The 17247-nt window shown below is 31.2% G+C and carries 16 protein-coding genes; 11 read left to right on the forward strand and 5 right to left on the reverse strand.

All coding sequences use genetic code 11. The annotated features are described in order from the left end of the window. The first annotated feature begins 138 nt into the window (after nt 1–138). From recA to ACSVC9_RS06500, 8 genes are all read left to right on the forward strand, one after another. Nucleotides 139–1212: a recombinase RecA gene (gene recA / locus ACSVC9_RS06465; RefSeq protein WP_446899815.1), complete on the forward strand. Its 1074-nt coding sequence runs from the start codon at nt 139–141 to the stop codon at nt 1210–1212. Between the two features lie 193 nt (nt 1213–1405). Further along, nucleotides 1406–2950 carry a ribonuclease Y gene (gene rny, locus ACSVC9_RS06470; protein WP_446899529.1) on the forward strand — a complete coding sequence of 515 codons (1545 nt, stop codon included), beginning with the start codon at nt 1406–1408 and terminating at the stop codon, nt 2948–2950. Nucleotides 2951–3114: 164 nt separating this feature from the next. Beyond that, nucleotides 3115–3375: a stage V sporulation protein S gene (locus ACSVC9_RS06475; protein WP_182088075.1), complete on the forward strand. Its 261-nt coding sequence runs from the start codon at nt 3115–3117 to the stop codon at nt 3373–3375. Between the two features lie 158 nt (nt 3376–3533). Next, complete coding sequence (locus ACSVC9_RS06480) at nt 3534–4394, forward strand: decaprenyl-phosphate phosphoribosyltransferase (protein WP_446899530.1); 861 nt, start codon at nt 3534–3536, stop codon at nt 4392–4394. Nucleotides 4395–4412: 18 nt separating this feature from the next. Beyond that, a complete protein-coding gene (locus ACSVC9_RS06485; protein ID WP_446899531.1) occupies nt 4413–5723 on the forward strand; it encodes a hypothetical protein in 1311 nt (436 codons plus the stop codon). A gap of 22 nt (nt 5724–5745) precedes the next feature. Beyond that, the gene (locus ACSVC9_RS06490) at nt 5746–6102 is read left to right on the forward strand and encodes an EamA family transporter (protein WP_446899532.1); all 357 of its coding nucleotides are present in this window, start codon (nt 5746–5748) and stop codon (nt 6100–6102) included. A 34-nt stretch (nt 6103–6136) separates the two neighbouring features. Then, nucleotides 6137–7333, forward strand: a complete 1197-nt coding sequence (locus ACSVC9_RS06495; RefSeq protein WP_446899533.1) for a pyridoxal phosphate-dependent aminotransferase — start codon at nt 6137–6139, stop codon at nt 7331–7333. Nucleotides 7334–7426: 93 nt separating this feature from the next. Beyond that, on the forward strand, nt 7427–7684 hold the full coding sequence (locus ACSVC9_RS06500; RefSeq protein WP_446899534.1) for an HPr family phosphocarrier protein: 258 nt from the start codon (nt 7427–7429) through the stop codon (nt 7682–7684). Nucleotides 7685–7730: 46 nt separating this feature from the next. On the opposite strand, the gene ACSVC9_RS06505 is transcribed toward ACSVC9_RS06500, so the two are convergent. Further along, the gene (locus ACSVC9_RS06505; RefSeq protein WP_446899535.1) at nt 7731–7955 is read right to left on the reverse strand and encodes a DUF378 domain-containing protein; all 225 of its coding nucleotides are present in this window, start codon (nt 7953–7955) and stop codon (nt 7731–7733) included. A 160-nt stretch (nt 7956–8115) separates the two neighbouring features. On the opposite strand from ACSVC9_RS06505, the gene purB reads away from it, so the two are divergent. Continuing rightward, on the forward strand, nt 8116–9546 hold the full coding sequence (purB, locus tag ACSVC9_RS06510) for an adenylosuccinate lyase (protein WP_446899536.1): 1431 nt from the start codon (nt 8116–8118) through the stop codon (nt 9544–9546). A gap of 559 nt (nt 9547–10105) precedes the next feature. After that, nucleotides 10106–10519, forward strand: coding sequence for an acyl-CoA thioesterase (locus ACSVC9_RS06515; RefSeq protein ID WP_446899816.1), 414 nt, complete (start codon nt 10106–10108; stop codon nt 10517–10519). Nucleotides 10520–10589: 70 nt separating this feature from the next. Here ACSVC9_RS06515 and gltX read toward each other — a convergent pair whose 3' ends face one another. The 3 genes from gltX to ACSVC9_RS06530 form a co-directional block, all read right to left on the reverse strand. After that, nucleotides 10590–12047 (reverse strand): glutamate--tRNA ligase, encoded by a 1458-nt coding sequence (gltX, locus tag ACSVC9_RS06520; protein WP_446899537.1) that lies wholly within the window; start codon nt 12045–12047, stop codon nt 10590–10592. 135 nt (nt 12048–12182) lie between these two features. Beyond that, a complete protein-coding gene (locus ACSVC9_RS06525) occupies nt 12183–13700 on the reverse strand; it encodes an MBL fold metallo-hydrolase (protein ID WP_446899538.1) in 1518 nt (505 codons plus the stop codon). A 31-nt stretch (nt 13701–13731) separates the two neighbouring features. Further along, nucleotides 13732–14955: a D-alanyl-D-alanine carboxypeptidase family protein gene (locus ACSVC9_RS06530; RefSeq protein ID WP_446899539.1), complete on the reverse strand. Its 1224-nt coding sequence runs from the start codon at nt 14953–14955 to the stop codon at nt 13732–13734. Between the two features lie 134 nt (nt 14956–15089). On the opposite strand from ACSVC9_RS06530, the gene ACSVC9_RS06535 reads away from it, so the two are divergent. Then, nucleotides 15090–15704 carry an NUDIX hydrolase gene (locus tag ACSVC9_RS06535; protein WP_446899540.1) on the forward strand — a complete coding sequence of 205 codons (615 nt, stop codon included), beginning with the start codon at nt 15090–15092 and terminating at the stop codon, nt 15702–15704. An 18-nt stretch (nt 15705–15722) separates the two neighbouring features. Here ACSVC9_RS06535 and ACSVC9_RS06540 read toward each other — a convergent pair whose 3' ends face one another. Then, nucleotides 15723–17204 carry a nicotinate phosphoribosyltransferase gene (locus tag ACSVC9_RS06540; RefSeq protein WP_446899541.1) on the reverse strand — a complete coding sequence of 494 codons (1482 nt, stop codon included), beginning with the start codon at nt 17202–17204 and terminating at the stop codon, nt 15723–15725. Between the last annotated feature and the right edge of the window lie 43 nt (nt 17205–17247).

Here is a 17247-nt window from a genome sequence, read left to right on the forward strand (position 1 = left end):
AAATATATTATAATATTATTATGTATATTTAATGTAATTGTCATTTTAAGAAGTATTCTATTGACTAAAAATATGCAGTGATATATAATAATTAAGAACATAAGTTCGAATATGAGAGGATGTGAAATTTTGGCAAGTTTGAATAATGAAAAATTAAAAGCTATAGAGTCGGCCATGGGACAGATAGAAAAGCAGTTTGGAAAGGGTTCTATAATGAAGCTTGGAGAACATAGTATATTGAATATAGATTCTATTTCAACAGGATGCTTGGATTTGGATATAGCTCTTGGTATAGGTGGAGTGCCGAGAGGAAGAGTGGTTGAAATCTTTGGACCTGAATCATCAGGTAAGACAACTGTTGCACTCCATATAGTGGCAGAAGCCCAAAAATCAGGTGGAGCTGCTGCATTTATTGATGCAGAGCATGCACTAGATCCAGCCTATGCAAAAAATTTAGGAGTTGATATTGAAAATTTGATTGTATCCCAACCGGATACAGGAGAACAAGCGCTCGAAATAGTGGAAGCCCTTGTAAGATCAAATGCCATTGATGTAATAGTAATTGACTCTGTAGCAGCACTTGTTCCAAAAGCAGAGATAGAAGGTGAAATGGGGGATTCACACGTAGGGCTTCAGGCAAGGTTGATGTCCCAAGCACTTAGAAAATTAACAGCATCCATAAATAAGTCCAGATGTGTTACTGTTTTTATAAATCAATTAAGGGAAAAAGTTGGAGTTATGTTTGGAAATCCTGAAGTTACACCTGGTGGAAGAGCATTAAAATTTTATTCTTCTGTTAGAATGGATGTAAGAAGATCTGATTCCATAAAACAAGGTGATGCTGTAGTGGGAAATAGGACTAAAGTTAAAGTCATTAAAAATAAAGTGGCACCTCCATTTAAGCAGGCTGAATTTGATATAATGTATAATCAGGGCATATCAAAAGAAGGAAATGTACTGGATGTGGGCGTTAGAGAGGAATTAGTACAAAAAAGTGGAGCATGGTTTTCTTATGGAGAAACTAGATTGGGACAGGGTAGAGAAAATTCCAAGCAGTTTTTGAAGGAAAATCCTGATATAAGATATGAAATAGAAAATAAAATAAGGAAAAAATATGAATTACCTCTGGTAAAGCCTGAAGATAAAGATAAGGAAATAAAAAATAATGAAACAAATGAAGTAAAAAGCAATGCAAAAACGCAGCAAAAATAATTTTTGTGTCTATATTTTAAGATAACAATATTGTATTTATAAACTTGACAATGGGCAAAATATAATATAAAATTAAGACAAATTCTGGTTTATCATGTATTAGAATTACCAATTGAATAATATGACACCATTTCTATGCTTTTGTATTTGGCTAGAATATAGATACATAAAGAAGAGCAAAGGAGGTGTTCATGTGAATTCTATATTAATATATGAAATTATTGCTGGTATAATAATAGCAGTTGTTATACTGGTTGAGTTTTATGTTATAAAAAATAAATCATCTGCGATAAAAGCAGGAGCTGTTGAGGAATCTAATAGATTGAAAGATGAAGCGAAAAAGGAAGCTGAGTCTATAAAGAAGGAAACTATATTAGAGGCTAAAGAAGAAGTTCATAGATTGAGAAATGATCTTGAAAAGGAATCTAGAGATAGAAGAAATGAATCTCAAAGATTTGAAAGAAGATTAATTCAAAGAGAAGAACTGTTGGATAAAAAGAGTTCTGCTTTTGAAAAAAGAGAAAGTAGTCTGGATAAAAAGCAACAGGAAATTGCACGATTACAGGCAAGTGTAGAGGAACTTTATAAAAAGCAAAATGAAGAGCTTCAAAGACTATCAGGACTTAGTTCAGAGGAAGCAAGAGAAATTTTATTGGAGAAAGTTAAAAAGGAAATTAAACATGAATCTGCAATTATGATTAAAGAAGTTGAAATGAGAGCTAAAGAAGAAGCCAACAAGAAAGCTAGAGAGATCATAACCTGCGCAATTCAAAGATGTGCAGCTGATCATGTAGCTGAAACTACAGTTCATGTAGTAACTCTTCCTAATGATGAAATGAAGGGCAGGATAATAGGGAGAGAAGGCAGAAACATAAGAACTCTTGAAACATTAACAGGTGTTGATTTGATTATTGATGATACACCAGAAGCTGTAATATTATCAGCATTTGATCCAATACGAAGAGAAGTTGCTAGAATTGCACTTGAAAAGCTTATAATTGATGGAAGAATACATCCAGCAAGAATAGAGGAAATGGTAGAAAAGGCTAAGAAAGAATTGGAAAGTGATATTAAAGAAGAGGGCGAGCAGGCCACATTTGAAACTGGTGTACATGGTCTTCATTTGGAAATAATAAAATTACTTGGAAGGCTAAAGTATAGAACTAGTTATGGCCAAAATGTGCTGAAGCATTCTATAGAAGTTTCATATTTAGCGGGTCTTATGGCATCAGAAATAGGAATAGATCCAACTATAGCAAAAAGAGCTGGATTACTTCATGATATAGGAAAGGCAGTTGATCATGAAGTGGAGGGTCCTCATGCTATTATAGGAGCTGAAGTTGCTAAAAAATATCATGAATCTCCTGTAATTGTAAATGCTATAGGTGCTCATCATGGAGATTTAGAGTTTCAATCTCTAGAAGCTGTGCTTGTACAGGCAGCAGATGCGATCTCAGCTGCAAGACCTGGAGCTAGGCGTGAAACCCTTGAAGCTTATATTAAGCGTTTAGAAAAGTTGGAAGAAATAGCAAATACATGTGAAGGCGTAGAAAAGTCATATGCCATTCAAGCGGGAAGAGAACTTAGAATTATGGTTAAACCAGAAGAAGTTGATGATGCAGGAGCCGTTGAAATGGCAAGGAACATAGTGAAAAGGGTAGAAGGAGAGTTAGAATATCCTGGTCAGATCAAAGTAAATGTAATTAGAGAGACTCGTGCAGTTGAATATGCAAAATAATAAATATTAAGTAATTAAAATACACATATTCCTTTTGGATTTTCTTAAATTTGTAAGCCTTTATGAAATCTAAAAGGAATTTTTAATTTTTTGTAGAATATTATACTGTAGTAGCAATAACAAATAAAGTTAAATAAATAAAGTTAATATATAGGAGGGTTATTATGGAAGTATTAAAAGTTTCAGCAAAATCAAGTCCAAATTCTGTAGCAGGAGCATTAGCAGGTGTATTGAGAGAACGTGGTGCAGCTGAAATACAAGCCATAGGAGCTGGTGCACTAAATCAGGCTATCAAGGCAGTAGCTATTGCAAGAGGTTTTGTGGCACCTAGTGGAATCGATTTAATATGTATTCCGGCTTTTACAGATGTTGAGATAGATGGTGAGGAGAGAACTGCAATAAAGTTAATTATTCAACCGAGGTAATTTGATTTATGGGACTTGAGAAGGTTATCAAGTCCTTGTTTGCTAGTTATAATAGGAAATTATTTCAATAAATTTCTGTATAGAATAATTTGATATTGACTATATTGTATACTATGTTAAAATGTAAAAAGATGTACAACTTATATAGGGGGATTTTCATGAAGAGCCTGCTAGAAATGATGAGACCAAAACAATGGATTAAGAATTTTTTTGTATTTGCTACAATTATGTTTTCAGGGAATTTTTTAAATTCTAATATGCTTATTATAAATATAGAAACTTTTTTATTGTTTTGTATTACTTCTTCCATAATATACATATTGAATGATATAGTTGACATAGAAAAAGATAAATTCCATCCTGATAAGAAAAAAAGACCTCTTCCAAGTGGACGCGTAAGTAAAAAATCAGCTGTGATTTTAGATGTATCTCTATTTATTCTGGTTATTTTATTGGGATACAGTATTTTAAATATAAAGATATTAGGCATAATGATGTTATATATATTTACAAATATATTATACTGTTTTAAATTAAAAAATGTAGTTATAATAGATGTAATGATAATAACCTTCGGATTTGTACTAAGAGTGGAAAGTGGAAGTATCGCTACAGGAGTTGCAGTTTCACCATGGTTGTTTTTATGTACTGTTCTTTTGTCACTATTTTTAGCACTTAATAAGCGTAAAAGTGAACTTATAACGTTAAAGAACGGAAGCGGAAAACACAGAAAGATACTGGAGGAGTATTCTATAAATAGTATAGATAAAATGCTTACTATAGTTAATCCATCCGTACTGATGGCATATTGTCTGTATACTTTTAGTTCTACTCAAAGTAGAACCATGATATTTACTATACCTTTTGTACTGTATGGAATATTTAGGTATGAATATTTGATGGATAAAAAGAATATAGGAGGGAAACCAGAAGATGTATTTGCAAAGGATAAGCCTTTCTTAGTAAATATGGTTTTGTGGATTTTAAGTGTTATAGCTATAATATATTTAAAACTTTAGAGAGGATGTCAGTTTTATATGGAAATAACTAACCTTTTTAAAGGTGGTTCTTTCAAGAAAAATGAAAGTTTTTTGAGAGGCAATAAAGCAAGAAATAATTATACGGCACATTTAAATTACTATTGGATAGTTATGCTTTTGGGTACAGTACTTTCTGTACTATGGATAATATTTATAAATTCTATTCCATTTTCGGATTTTGACTATTACTATAATATGGCTGCAAATATAGCCAATGGTGGTTCCTGGGGAAATACATATACATCTATGGGTTATTCCATATTATTGGGCGGTATATTTAAGGTTTTTGGGACTAGTATCCTAACTGCTAAAATATTTAATATAGTTTTAACAGTTATAAACTATGTGGTTTTTAAATCGATTTTATTTAGACTTAATTTAAAAGAAATAGATAAAAAGATACTATTTGCCATATTTGTATTTATGCCAAACAATATATTTTATAACAGTATACTTGGGACAGAGCTCTTGTTTACAGCAATTTTATTGATTATAACTAATGTATATATGAGCAATATGAAGTTTAAATATGTTTTAATAGGGATATTAGCGGGACTTGATACCATGGTTAAGCCATTTTTTATAGTTTTCTTTTTCCTCATATTTTTAGTAGATATTATAAAACATAAAAAGCTATTTTTTTCTATAAAAAATTCGATTATTGTATTGATACTAAGTATAATTGTGATTTTACCATGGATATATAGAAATTCAAAGTTGATGGGACAATTTACGTATGTATCTAATAATGCAGGAATAGTGCTTTATATAAATAATAATTCTCAAAATCACAAGGGAAGATGGATGTCTGCCACTAATGTTGAGAATTCAGTTGTTAATACAGAAGAGTACAAAACTGCAAATATGACTGAGAAAAACAAGATGCTGAGTTCAGCTGCAAAGAAGTGGATAAAATCACATCCTGTAGATTTTATAGAATTGGGATTCAAAAGACTTTTAAATACTTATTTTATAGGTGACGATATAGTTTATAGTACTTATGGTAGTGGAATAAATCATGGATTTAAGAAGTTTCTCATAGTTTATGCAAATTTAATAAGAGAAATAATCTTTTTCCCTGCTATAGTATACATATTGATCTATAGTATATATATATTATGGCAATTAATAAAAGGTGGTACCAATCTTATCGATAAATTTAACATATATTCTGTAGTCCTGTTTTTTATGTTTACAGGTGTATATTTTATAACAGAAGGTCAGGGTAGATATTCTTTTCCGATAATATTTGTGTTTATATATTGTTTTTACATGTCAATTGGTAGATTTATATTTAAAAGAGTATAATTGATAGAATGGAAGGAAATATATGATTTTACTAATACTTATTTCAGTATTTTTAGGTGCTATGGGTCAGGTACTTGTTAAATATGGAGCAGTAAATCTGGAACTTAATTTTACATTGAAGTATTTGATACCAAGTATATTTGGTATATTAAAAAATTTACCCGTAATGACAGGGATAATATCTTATGGTATTAGTTTTCTTATATGGATAAAGGTTTTGAGTAAAACTGAACTCAGTTATGCATATCCTATGGTAAGCCTTGGATATATAATAACTATGATTTTTTCTTATTTTGTTTTTAAAGAGAACATATCTTTTATAAGAATATTGGGAATGCTCTTTATAATAGTGGGTGTTGTATTAATTTCACAAAGCTAAAAAAATTAGAATTTATCGATAAGGAGGAATTAAGATGATTCTGTCAAAAAAAGTTGAAAAAATTGAGCCATCTATAACTTTGGCTATAACTGCTAAAGCTAAACAAATGAAGGCAGAAGGTATTGATGTAATAGGGTTTGGAGCTGGAGAACCAGATTTTAATACACCCGAATATATCCAGGAAGCTGCGATTAAAGCTATGAAGGATGGTTTTACAAAGTACACTCCAGCTTCCGGAATTTTGGAATTAAAAAGGGCTATAGCAAAAAAATTTGAAAAAGATAATAAATTAAGTTATAAAGATAGCCAGATTATAGCTTCTACAGGGGCCAAGCAGTGTCTTGCAAATGCGTTATTTGCAGTTCTCAATCCTGGAGACGAAGTAATTGTAGCAGTACCTTACTGGGTAAGTTATCCTGAACTTATAAGGTTAGCTGATGGAATACCTGTTTTTGTCAATACGAAGGAACAAGATGGTTTCAAATATACTGTAAGGGAACTTGAAAAAACGGTTACAAGTAAAACTAAGCTTATTGTAATAAATAGCCCAAACAATCCTACGGGTACTGTATATACTGAGAAGGAACTTAAGGATATAGCAGAATTTGCTAAAGAAAAAGACATACTTATATTATCTGATGAAATATATGAAAAATTAATATATGATGGTAATAAACATGTAAGTATAGCAAGTATATCGCAGGATGCATATAATAGGACTATTGTTGTAAATGGGTTTTCAAAAACTTATGCCATGACTGGATGGAGACTTGGCTATGCTGCGTCTGGAAATGAAAGCATAATAAAATTAATGTCTAATGTTCAAAGTCATACAACGGCCAATCCAAATTCAATGGCTCAATATGCAGGAGTGGCTGCCTTAAAATATGACAGTCCAGATGTAAAAAATATGATAGAACAGTTTGATGAAAGAAGAAAATATATGCTTCAAAAAATAGATGAGATATCTGGGTTATCTGCTTTCAGGCCGGAAGGAGCATTTTATGTGGTGTTCAGCATAGCACAAATACTTGGCAAAAAATGTAATGAAACTTTGATTGAGAATTCCATGAGCTTTTCAAAATTGCTTTTGGAAAACGAAAAGGTTGCAGTAATTCCGGGAGCTGGTTTTGGATTTGAGAATTATATAAGGTTGTCTTATGCTACGTCTATGAAAAACATAATTGAAGGACTTGACAGAATAGAAAAATTTATAAAAAATCTGAAGTGATTTAAAATACTATTTTAAACGAGAAAAAAAAATGATATAATTACTGAAGAACGTTTTAAATGTTAATATACTTATAATTAGGGGTGAAATTAAATGGTATCTAAGGAAGTAACAGTTAAAAGTGCTACAGGACTTCATGCAAGACCTGCGACATTGTTAGTGAAAAAAGCTTCTTCATTCAAATCAGATATATCGTTAGAATTTGATGGGAAGAAAGCTAATATCAAGAGTTTAATAGGAGTACTGTCATTAGGTGTTACGAAAAATTCAACAGTAAAGATTACTGCTTCGGGAGATGATGAGTCTCTTGCTATTGAAGAAATAGTTAAATTAATAGATTCATTGGAATAAGAATGCTGTTGTAGTTCATATAAATAAAAGGCCCTAAAAGGGCCTTTTATTTATGAGTCTTATAAGTTGATTTTGTCTTAAATAAAAATATTATCATGTCTATTCCTGCTACACCTATAATTATGTAAATTATTCTCCCAATTAAATTAAGTGGATCCCCAAGTACAATATTAATTAAATTGAAACCAAGTATTCCTGTTATACCAGTATTTATACCTGTTAATATTATCAGGAAAAGAGAAATTTTGTCTATAATATTGAATTTATACATTAAATTTTATCCCCCTTATTACTGCTTTTCATTAAAGTATATTAAATTTTTTAAAATATAGAACTAATTTGCCGACAATAAATATATTATTATTTAAATGATTAATTGTTATATGATATAATATGAACGAAAAATAAACTGCTTATGGAGGAATTTTAATATGAGAAATACATATAATACACCGTTGAATACAAGATATGCATCTAAAGAGATGAGTTATATATTTTCTGAGGATAAAAAATTTAAAACATGGAGAAGGCTATGGGTAGCACTTGCAGAATGTGAGAAAAGGCTAGGCCTCAATATAACCGATGAGCAAATAGAAGAATTAAAAGCAAATGTTGATAACATAAATTATGAAGATGCTCAGAGAAGAGAAAAGGAAGTCAGACATGATGTCATGAGTCATGTTTATGCTTATGGACTTCAATGCCCTAAGGCAAGGGGAATAATACATCTTGGAGCAACAAGTTGCTATGTAGGTGATAATACGGATTTGATAATTATGAGAGAGGGACTAAATTTGGTCAAGAAGAAAGTATTGAATGTTATAAATCTTCTCTCAAAATTTGCTTTAAAGTATAAGGATCTTCCAACCTTAGGATTTACACATTTTCAACCGGCACAGTTGACTACAGTTGGAAAGAGGGCCACGCTGTGGATACAGGATCTTTATCTAGATTTAGAAAACCTTCAATTTGTAATAGATAATATGAGATTTAGGGGTGTGAAAGGTACTACTGGAACACAAGCTAGTTTTATGGACCTTTTTAATGGAGATGAAGAAAAGGTTAAGAAACTCGATAAAATGGTAACGGAAAAAATGGGATTTAAGAAAGAGTTCATGGTTACAGGTCAGACTTATACTAGAAAAGTAGACTCTATAATAGTAAATACACTTTCGGAAATTGCACAGAGTGCATATAAGTTTAGCAATGATATGAGATTACTTCAAAATATGAAAGAAATGGAGGAACCTTTTGAAAAATATCAAATTGGCTCTTCAGCAATGGCATATAAAAGGAATCCCATGAGGTGTGAAAGAATGGGATCTCTTGCTAGATATATAATAGTAGATGCTCTAAATCCTGCAATAACAGCTTCAACTCAGTGGTTTGAAAGAACACTTGATGATTCTGCAAATAAGAGAATATCGATACCAGAGGCATTCCTTGCATTAGATGGAGTACTTAATCTATATATGAATGTGTCAGAGAATATGGTTGTGTATGATAAGGTTATCGAATCACATGTAAAGAAGGAGCTGCCTTTTATGGCTACGGAAAATATAATAATGGAATCAGTTAAAAGAGGGGGCGATAGGCAGGAGCTTCATGAGAGAATAAGGGTGTATTCTATGGAATCAGCCAAAAGAGTAAAAATGGAAGGAGCTGAAAATGATCTTATAGATAGAATAATAAAAGATACTTTTTTTAAATTGACAAGAGAGGAAATATTTGAACTTATTGATCCTGGTAAATTTACAGGCAGGGCAAGTGGTCAGGTTAGAGAATTTATAGATTGTGAAATAAAACCTCTGCTTGAGAAAAATAAAGAATTACTTGGAGAAAAGACAGAAATAAATGTTTAGCTATATGGATTTTGAAGCACATTAGATCATCAATATTTATAACTCCATATCATATATTATACAGTTATGTATAGGAGGAATAAAAATGCGAAAACACAGTAGTGATATGGATGATTTTATGGAGTTTGCCCTTTATATGATACCTAGATATATAAAGAGAATTGAAAAATATAAAAATAGATATGATAGAAAAAATATAAGAGATATAAAAAGTCCGCATGAGCATAGAAGGGAAAATCAAAATTATTTTCATGATGAGTTTATAGATAAAAAAATGCTGATTGATTTTATAAAGAAAAATCTTTTAAATGAAAAAGATTTATTGTCACAAGAAAAGAAAAATGACACAGTAAATGATTTATCAAAAAGAGATAATGTTGACAATCCTGTATTAAAAAAGGGAATGGAGAGGGCGGATAAAATAATAGACAAAACTATTGACAATGCATTGGTCAACAATAACAATAGCAATATAAAAAAGGAAATTAATAATAAAACTCCTGACAGGCATGATAGAAAGAATAAAAATAAAGAAGATAAAAAGGAGAATGAAAATATTATGTACACAAGCAGTACAAAAATAAAAGTTAGATATGCAGAAACAGATAAAATGGGAATAGCTCATCATTCTAACTATTATATATGGTTTGAAGCAGCTAGGGGAGATTTTATTAAAAAAGCCGATATTACTTATAAAGACATGGAAAAAAAGGGGATAATGATGCCACTTGTAGAAACTTATTGCAAGTATTCAAAAGCAGCAAAATATGATGATGATTTGATAATAGAAACTTTCATAGCAGAGTTTAATCCAGTAAAAATATCTTTTAATTACAGGGTATTAAATGAAAATAATGGTGAGGTTCTGGCAAAAGGAAAGACAACTCAGACTTTTATAAACGAAAAGTTCAAGATAATTAATCTTCAGAGGAAATATCCAGAATTATGGGATAAACTTCAATCTTTAAGATAATTGCTAAATTTTAAGCTTTAGAGAGTTTTGTAGGTTGTGCACTCTCTAAAGCATGAAAATCATTTTTATATTATTTTACTACATTTTTCAGTTTTTCAAGTCCTATATTTAATCTTTTTATAGATTCTTCTTTACCTATTATATCTGCTATTTCGTATGCTCCTCCTGCGGATGATTTCTTTCCTGAAAGTGCAGTTCTTATTGGCCACAATACTATACCATTTTTAACATTTAATTCTTTAACCAAATCCATACATAATCTTTCTATATTTTCTATAGTCCAGTTATCAAGTGATTGAAATGCAGGAATAATTTTCTCTAGAGTTAAAAGAGAATTCTCAAAATTGGTCTTCATCTTTTTATGAACATACAAATCAGCTGAGTACTCCGGGAGAGAATCAAAGAAGTCTATGAGATCGGGTATTTCATTTAATATCTCGATTCTTGGCTGGACTAGCTTGCTTATTTTTACAAAGTCCAAATTTCTTGAAATTGAACTCTTATAATAAGGCATTGCAATTTGTGTGAATTGATGAAGATCCATTTTCCTAATATATTCGCCGTTCATCCACTTTAACTTTATGTCATCAAATATAGCAGGTGATTTGTTTATATTTTTATAATCAAATACATTTACAAGCTCTTCAAGGTTAAAAATCTCATTTTCTCCTCCAGGATTCCATCCAAGAAGAGCTATATAGTTGAGTACCGCATCTTTTAAATATCCTTTTTTGAGCAGGTCTTCAAAAGAAGCGTCTCCATTTCGTTTACTCAATTTATGGTGTGTATCCTTCATTATTGGAGGACAGTGAACATAAATTGGGACTTCCCAGTCGAAAGCTTCATAGAGCCTGTTGTATTTTGGAGAAGATGATAGATACTCACTTCCACGAACTACATGTGTAATACCCATTAAATGATCATCTACCACATTTGCAAAATTATATGTAGGAAATCCATCAGATTTTATTAATATCATATCGTCCAATTCTGAATTATCTACAGATATATCACCGTATATTTCATCATGAAAAACCGTAGTACCGCTTTCAGGATTGTTTTGTCTTATTATATATGGAATGCCAGATTCTAGATTTTGTTTTATTTTCTCCGGAGAAAGGTTCAGACAGTGTTTATCATATTTATAGGTAGTATTCTCAGATTCTGCATTTTCTCTAAGCTTTTCCAGTCTATCTTTTGAACAAAAACAGTAATAGGCTTCACCTTTAGCTATCAATTTTTTTGCATATTCAAGATATATGTTTGTTCTCCTGCTCTGGATATAAGGACCTACAGGTCCACCGATGTCGGGACCTTCATCATATTTAAGTCCTGTAATTTTTAAAGTATTATAGATTATATCTAAAGCACCTTCTACGAATCTGCCTTGATCTGTGTCTTCTATTCTAAGTATAAAATCTCCGGATGCATGCTTTGCTATTAAATAGGCATAAAGTGCAGTCCTTAGATTACCAACATGCATGTAACCTGTAGGACTTGGTGCAAATCTCGTTCTGACTTTGGACATTGTATATTCACTCCTATTATTTTAAAGTAAAAACCTCTCATCAGAAAGACGAAAGGTCAAAATCAATCACTCTTAAATAATATAATAGTTAGGTTTTTGTGTCAAGTCGATTTAGTTTTATAAGTTATTTGAACTCTATATATTCCTTATTTCAGAATCTATTTTTTCTATTAAAGTTTCCCTATCGAAAGAATCGAGATCCTCTATAGAATTTATTATGGATAATATTTTATTTCTTACTATACTGAATTTCTGTGGGATCATGCCAGGTGTAAAGGTATCACCCGGATGGGCTATAAAAGTTGAATAATCATGAGATTTCAAAAAGCTATTAAAGTTTTCTAATGGCTTACTATCACCGTGAACTAATATAACTTTTTCTGGTTTAGTTTTAAATTTGCAGAGCCAGTTAAATAAACCATCTCTGTCTGCATGACCTGATAATCCTTGAAGATTATATATTTTTGCATTTACTGCTATTTCTTCCCCAAATATTTTTACTTTTTTAGAACCATCTAATATTTTCCTGCCAAGTGTACCTTCTGCCTGATAACCTACGAATACTATGGAACATTCTTTTCTCCATAGATTGTGTTTTAAGTGATGTTTTATTCTTCCTGCCTCACACATGCCGCTGGCTGATATTATAACGGCACCATGATTTATTTTATTTAATTTAATAGATTCTTCTGGAGATTTTACAAAAGTTAGTCCATGAAAGTACAATGGATTTATACCTTTTTCTAAGAGATCCATTGCTTCACTATCATAGTATTTTTTATATTTTGAGAATATAGAGGTTGATTCTGCTGCAAGAGGACTGTCTATATATACTTTTATATCTTTAAGTGTATTTTCTGATACATATTTGTTGAGAGAATATATAACTTCCTGGGTTCTGCCCACCGCAAAGGAAGGTATTATTACATTTCCACCTTTTTTAAAAGTATCCAGTATAATTTGTGATAAGTTTTTTATATCATCAGATAGATTAGTATGAAGTCTGTCACCATAAGTACTCTCCATTATTACATAATCACCATAATCTATTGAAGTTGGATCCTTTAAAATTGGAATACACTTATTTCCAAGGTCTCCAGTGTATACGAGTTTTATATCTTTATTATCTTCTGATATGAGAATTTCAATTATGGCAGATCCTAGAAGATGTCCGGCATCTCTAAATCTTAATTTAAATCCGTCAAATAGCTCTATCCACTGATTGTAGGGATATCCTTTGAATAAGTACATGGATACTTGAGCTAGCTTTACGGTATAAAGAGGTTCAATTGGTTGATTTATACCCTGTCTTATTCTCTTCTTATTTTCCCATTCAGCTTCAGATTCCATAATATGACCGCTGTCTGCAAGCATTATACTGCACAGATCTTTAGTACCTTCTGTACACACTACAGTGCCTTTGAAGCCCTGTTTATATAAGAGCGGTATTCTACCACTATGATCTATATGTGCATGGCTCAAAATTACGTAATCGATTGCTTTAGGATTGAAATTAAAAGTTTCATTTCCCCTTTCATTTTCGTCTGCACCTTGATACATACCACAATCGAGTAATACATTTTTATCTTTTATTTTTAGCAGGTGGCAGGAACCGGTGACGCATCCTGCGGCACCATAAAATTCAATTTTCAATTTAATTCCCCCTTTAAAGTATTTATATATTTTATTCTAAATGCTTTAGTTTTCTGGCAACTATATATATTAAAAAAGCGGCAATAATAATGGTTAAGATATAAATAGGTAGGCTCTTTTTTAATATATCAGTTTTAGAAAGATTAGAATAAAGCTTATAATCTTTTGTATAGTCTCTCTGACTTATATTTAAAGTTCCTATGGGAGAGGTTCCCTCAAGTTCGTCTGAAGTTATATTGTTGAAATATATATGTTCTTTTAATTCATTTTTATTTACAGGGTTTTCATAGTATCTAACATCCTCAGATATAATTACAGGAACAGATAGATTTACACCGGGGCCAAACCCGAGAGGCTTATATTTTAAATTTTTATAGTTTATTATAGAATTTTTTTTAAATATAATAGAGGCTTTTTTATTATAGCTCCAATCTATTATTTTTTCCATATCGCCAAATACATAAGTATCATTTGTATCGTAAATTGATTTCATAACCACACCAAGTATTTTTCGCCCGGAACGTTCATATATGGCTACAAGACATCTTCCAGCAGGAATAGTATAACCGGTTTTACCGCCAATGCACCCATTTTTCCCAAGAAGCTTATTTCTATTTTGCAAGGGAAATACAATACCTTTTGAAGTTTTTATTGTACTGGTATGTTTGGACATAGTTTCTTTAATCCAGGGGTTTCCAAAAGCATGTTTGGCTATAATACTCATATCATAAGCTGTAGAATAGTGATCTGCATTATGAAGCCCATTTGGAGTGACAAAGTGTGTATTTTTCAAGCCAAATTCATTTGCCTTTTTATTCATTTTGGCTGCAAATGAAGAGGTATTACCTGAAATATTCTCTGCTATCATATAAGCTATATCATTTGCAGAATATAGAAGGAGAGCATCCATTGCGGAAACCGCAGACATAGTATCACCTATATCTATTGAATGTATATCGTCATTTAAAGATGCAGCAGGCTGCAGCTTGGCATCCTTTGTGTATTTTAAAAAAGAAGTTTTATTTTTATTTTCAGTCAATAATATTGCAGTCATGAGTTTTGTAGTACTTGCAGGATATATTTTAGTATCTATATTTTTTTCATATATTATTTCACCGGTTTGCATGTCCACTGTAATTGCTGATTGTCCATATATTTGTGGAGTAACATTTTCAGTTTCTTTTGCATATACATTGGAATTAAATAAAAAAGCAATAATAAGTGTAAGTACTATACAAAATTTATTTTTTTTCAAAATTAATCACTCCAATTGTCTAAATGTATATTTTTTATGCTAAACAATATTATAATATGAGTATAACATTAAAAGTATATCATTAAGAATAGTATTTTACAATTGTAAATATTCTGAAAGAGGAGCGGGTTTGAATGGACAATATATATAATATATTTAAAAATAGAAAGCCAGGTATAATAGGAAATTTCAATAGGGCGTCAGTGATGCTTCTTTTAACTGGCAGTAATTATGATCCCGATGTGATATTTGAGGTCAGGTCAATGGAATTATTTCATCAGCCAGGAGATATATGTCTTCCTGGAGGGAAAATAGAAAAGGGTGAATTCCCAAAGGATGCTGCTATAAGAGAAACTATGGAAGAATTGAATTTGAATAGAGAGAATATTGATTTCATAGGAGATATGGATTATGTAGTTACACCATTTAACTTTATGATGTTTCCATTTGTGTCTAGATTAAAGGGAAATTATAATATAGTTCCAAACAAATCCGAGGTAGATCATATTTTTAAAGTACCATTGAAGTTTTTTATGGATGCAAAACCTGAAGCATATGAGCTTCCATTAATTCAGAAATTAGATGAAAAATTTCCCTATCATCTTATAAACAACGGAAAAAACTATAGATTTAGAAAGGGTAAGGTTCTAGACTATTTCTATAAATATGAAAATTATGTTATATGGGGATTTACTGCACTTATCATTAAGCGATTTGTAGATATAATAAAATACGGGGAAAAATCATGATTTTTCCCCGTATAAAAACTATTCTCCATAAGTTGAAGAATATTTATGAAGCAATTCCTGCTTTAGATTCCAGAGATTTGTAGACAAATCTACATAATAATTGTGAGGGTTTTCAAATCTTAGAACTTCAGGCCACATTTTTCCTGTCTCTTCCTTTACAATATTCCTGATATCCATTACGTCAGGGCTTTTATATATCAATTTTCCATGATCAAATATCTTTACCATTAAATCTTTTACATAGTAGTTTCTCAACTTTTTTTTCTTCCATGTAAAAATTGGATCAAAAATTTCTATAGGTTTTGTAATATCTATATTTTCATCCCTTAGAGTAATCAAATCAGCTATTGCCTTATTATCATCTCTGTCATATAATCTATAAATTTTCTTAAATCCAGGATTGGTTATCTTTTCTTCATTTTCACTTATCTTAATTTTTGGAAGTATATTTTTGTTTTCGTCTTCCACGGCAGACAGTTTATATACTCCTCCGAACACAGGCTCGGATTTTGCAGTTATAAGTCTTTCACCTACACCGAAAGAATCAATGCATGCACCCTGACTTAATACATCTCTTATTATGAATTCATCTAAGGAATTTGAAATTACTATTTTAGCATCATTAAAACCTGCATCATCCAGTATCTTTCTACACTTTTTTGTAAGATAAGTTATATCTCCACTGTCTATTCTTATTCCCTTAGGTCTTTTACCTTTTGGAAGGAGGATTTCCTTAAATACTTTTATTGCATTTGGAAGTCCTGACTTTAGTACATTGTAAGTATCAATTAAAAGTACACAATTATCAGGGTATATCTCTGCCCATTCTTTAAAAGATTCATATTCAGAAGGGAATAATTGGATCCAGCTGTGAGCCATTGTTCCTACAGCAGGTATGCCAAACATCTGTTCAGATATTGTACAAGCAGTTGAATTACATCCTCCTATAACGGCAGCTCTGGCACCATATACCGCACCATCATATCCCTGAGCACGTCTTGATCCGAACTCCATAACGGGTCTTCCATTGGCAGCCTTACATATTCTGTTTGCTTTTGTAGCAATCAGAGTTTGGTGATTTATAGTCAAAAGTATCATTGTTTCAACAAATTGGGCTTGTATTGCAGGACCTCTTACAGTTATAAGAGGTTCATTTGGAAAAACAGGATTTCCTTCTGGAATTGCCCACACGTCACAGATAAATTTAAAATTTTCTAAGTAGTCTAAAAACTTTTCTGAAAAATCTCCTTTTTTTCTCAAATACTCTATATCATCTTTTGAAAAATTCAAGCTGGATAAATATTCTATTACCTGTTGAACCCCGGCCATAATACAATATCCACCCTCATCAGGTATTTTCCTAAAGAACATATCAAAATAAGCTATTCTATTGCCCATATTACTTTCTAAATATCCATTTCCCATGGTGAGTTCATAAAAATCTACTAGCATGGTAAGATTTCTGCTATTTCTTACATCAAAATTTTTCATGTATTCCATAAATAAAATCTCCTCTGTTTATGTTTTAATTATATAAATATGA

The organism is Clostridium sp. LBM24168, from assembly GCF_052953915.1.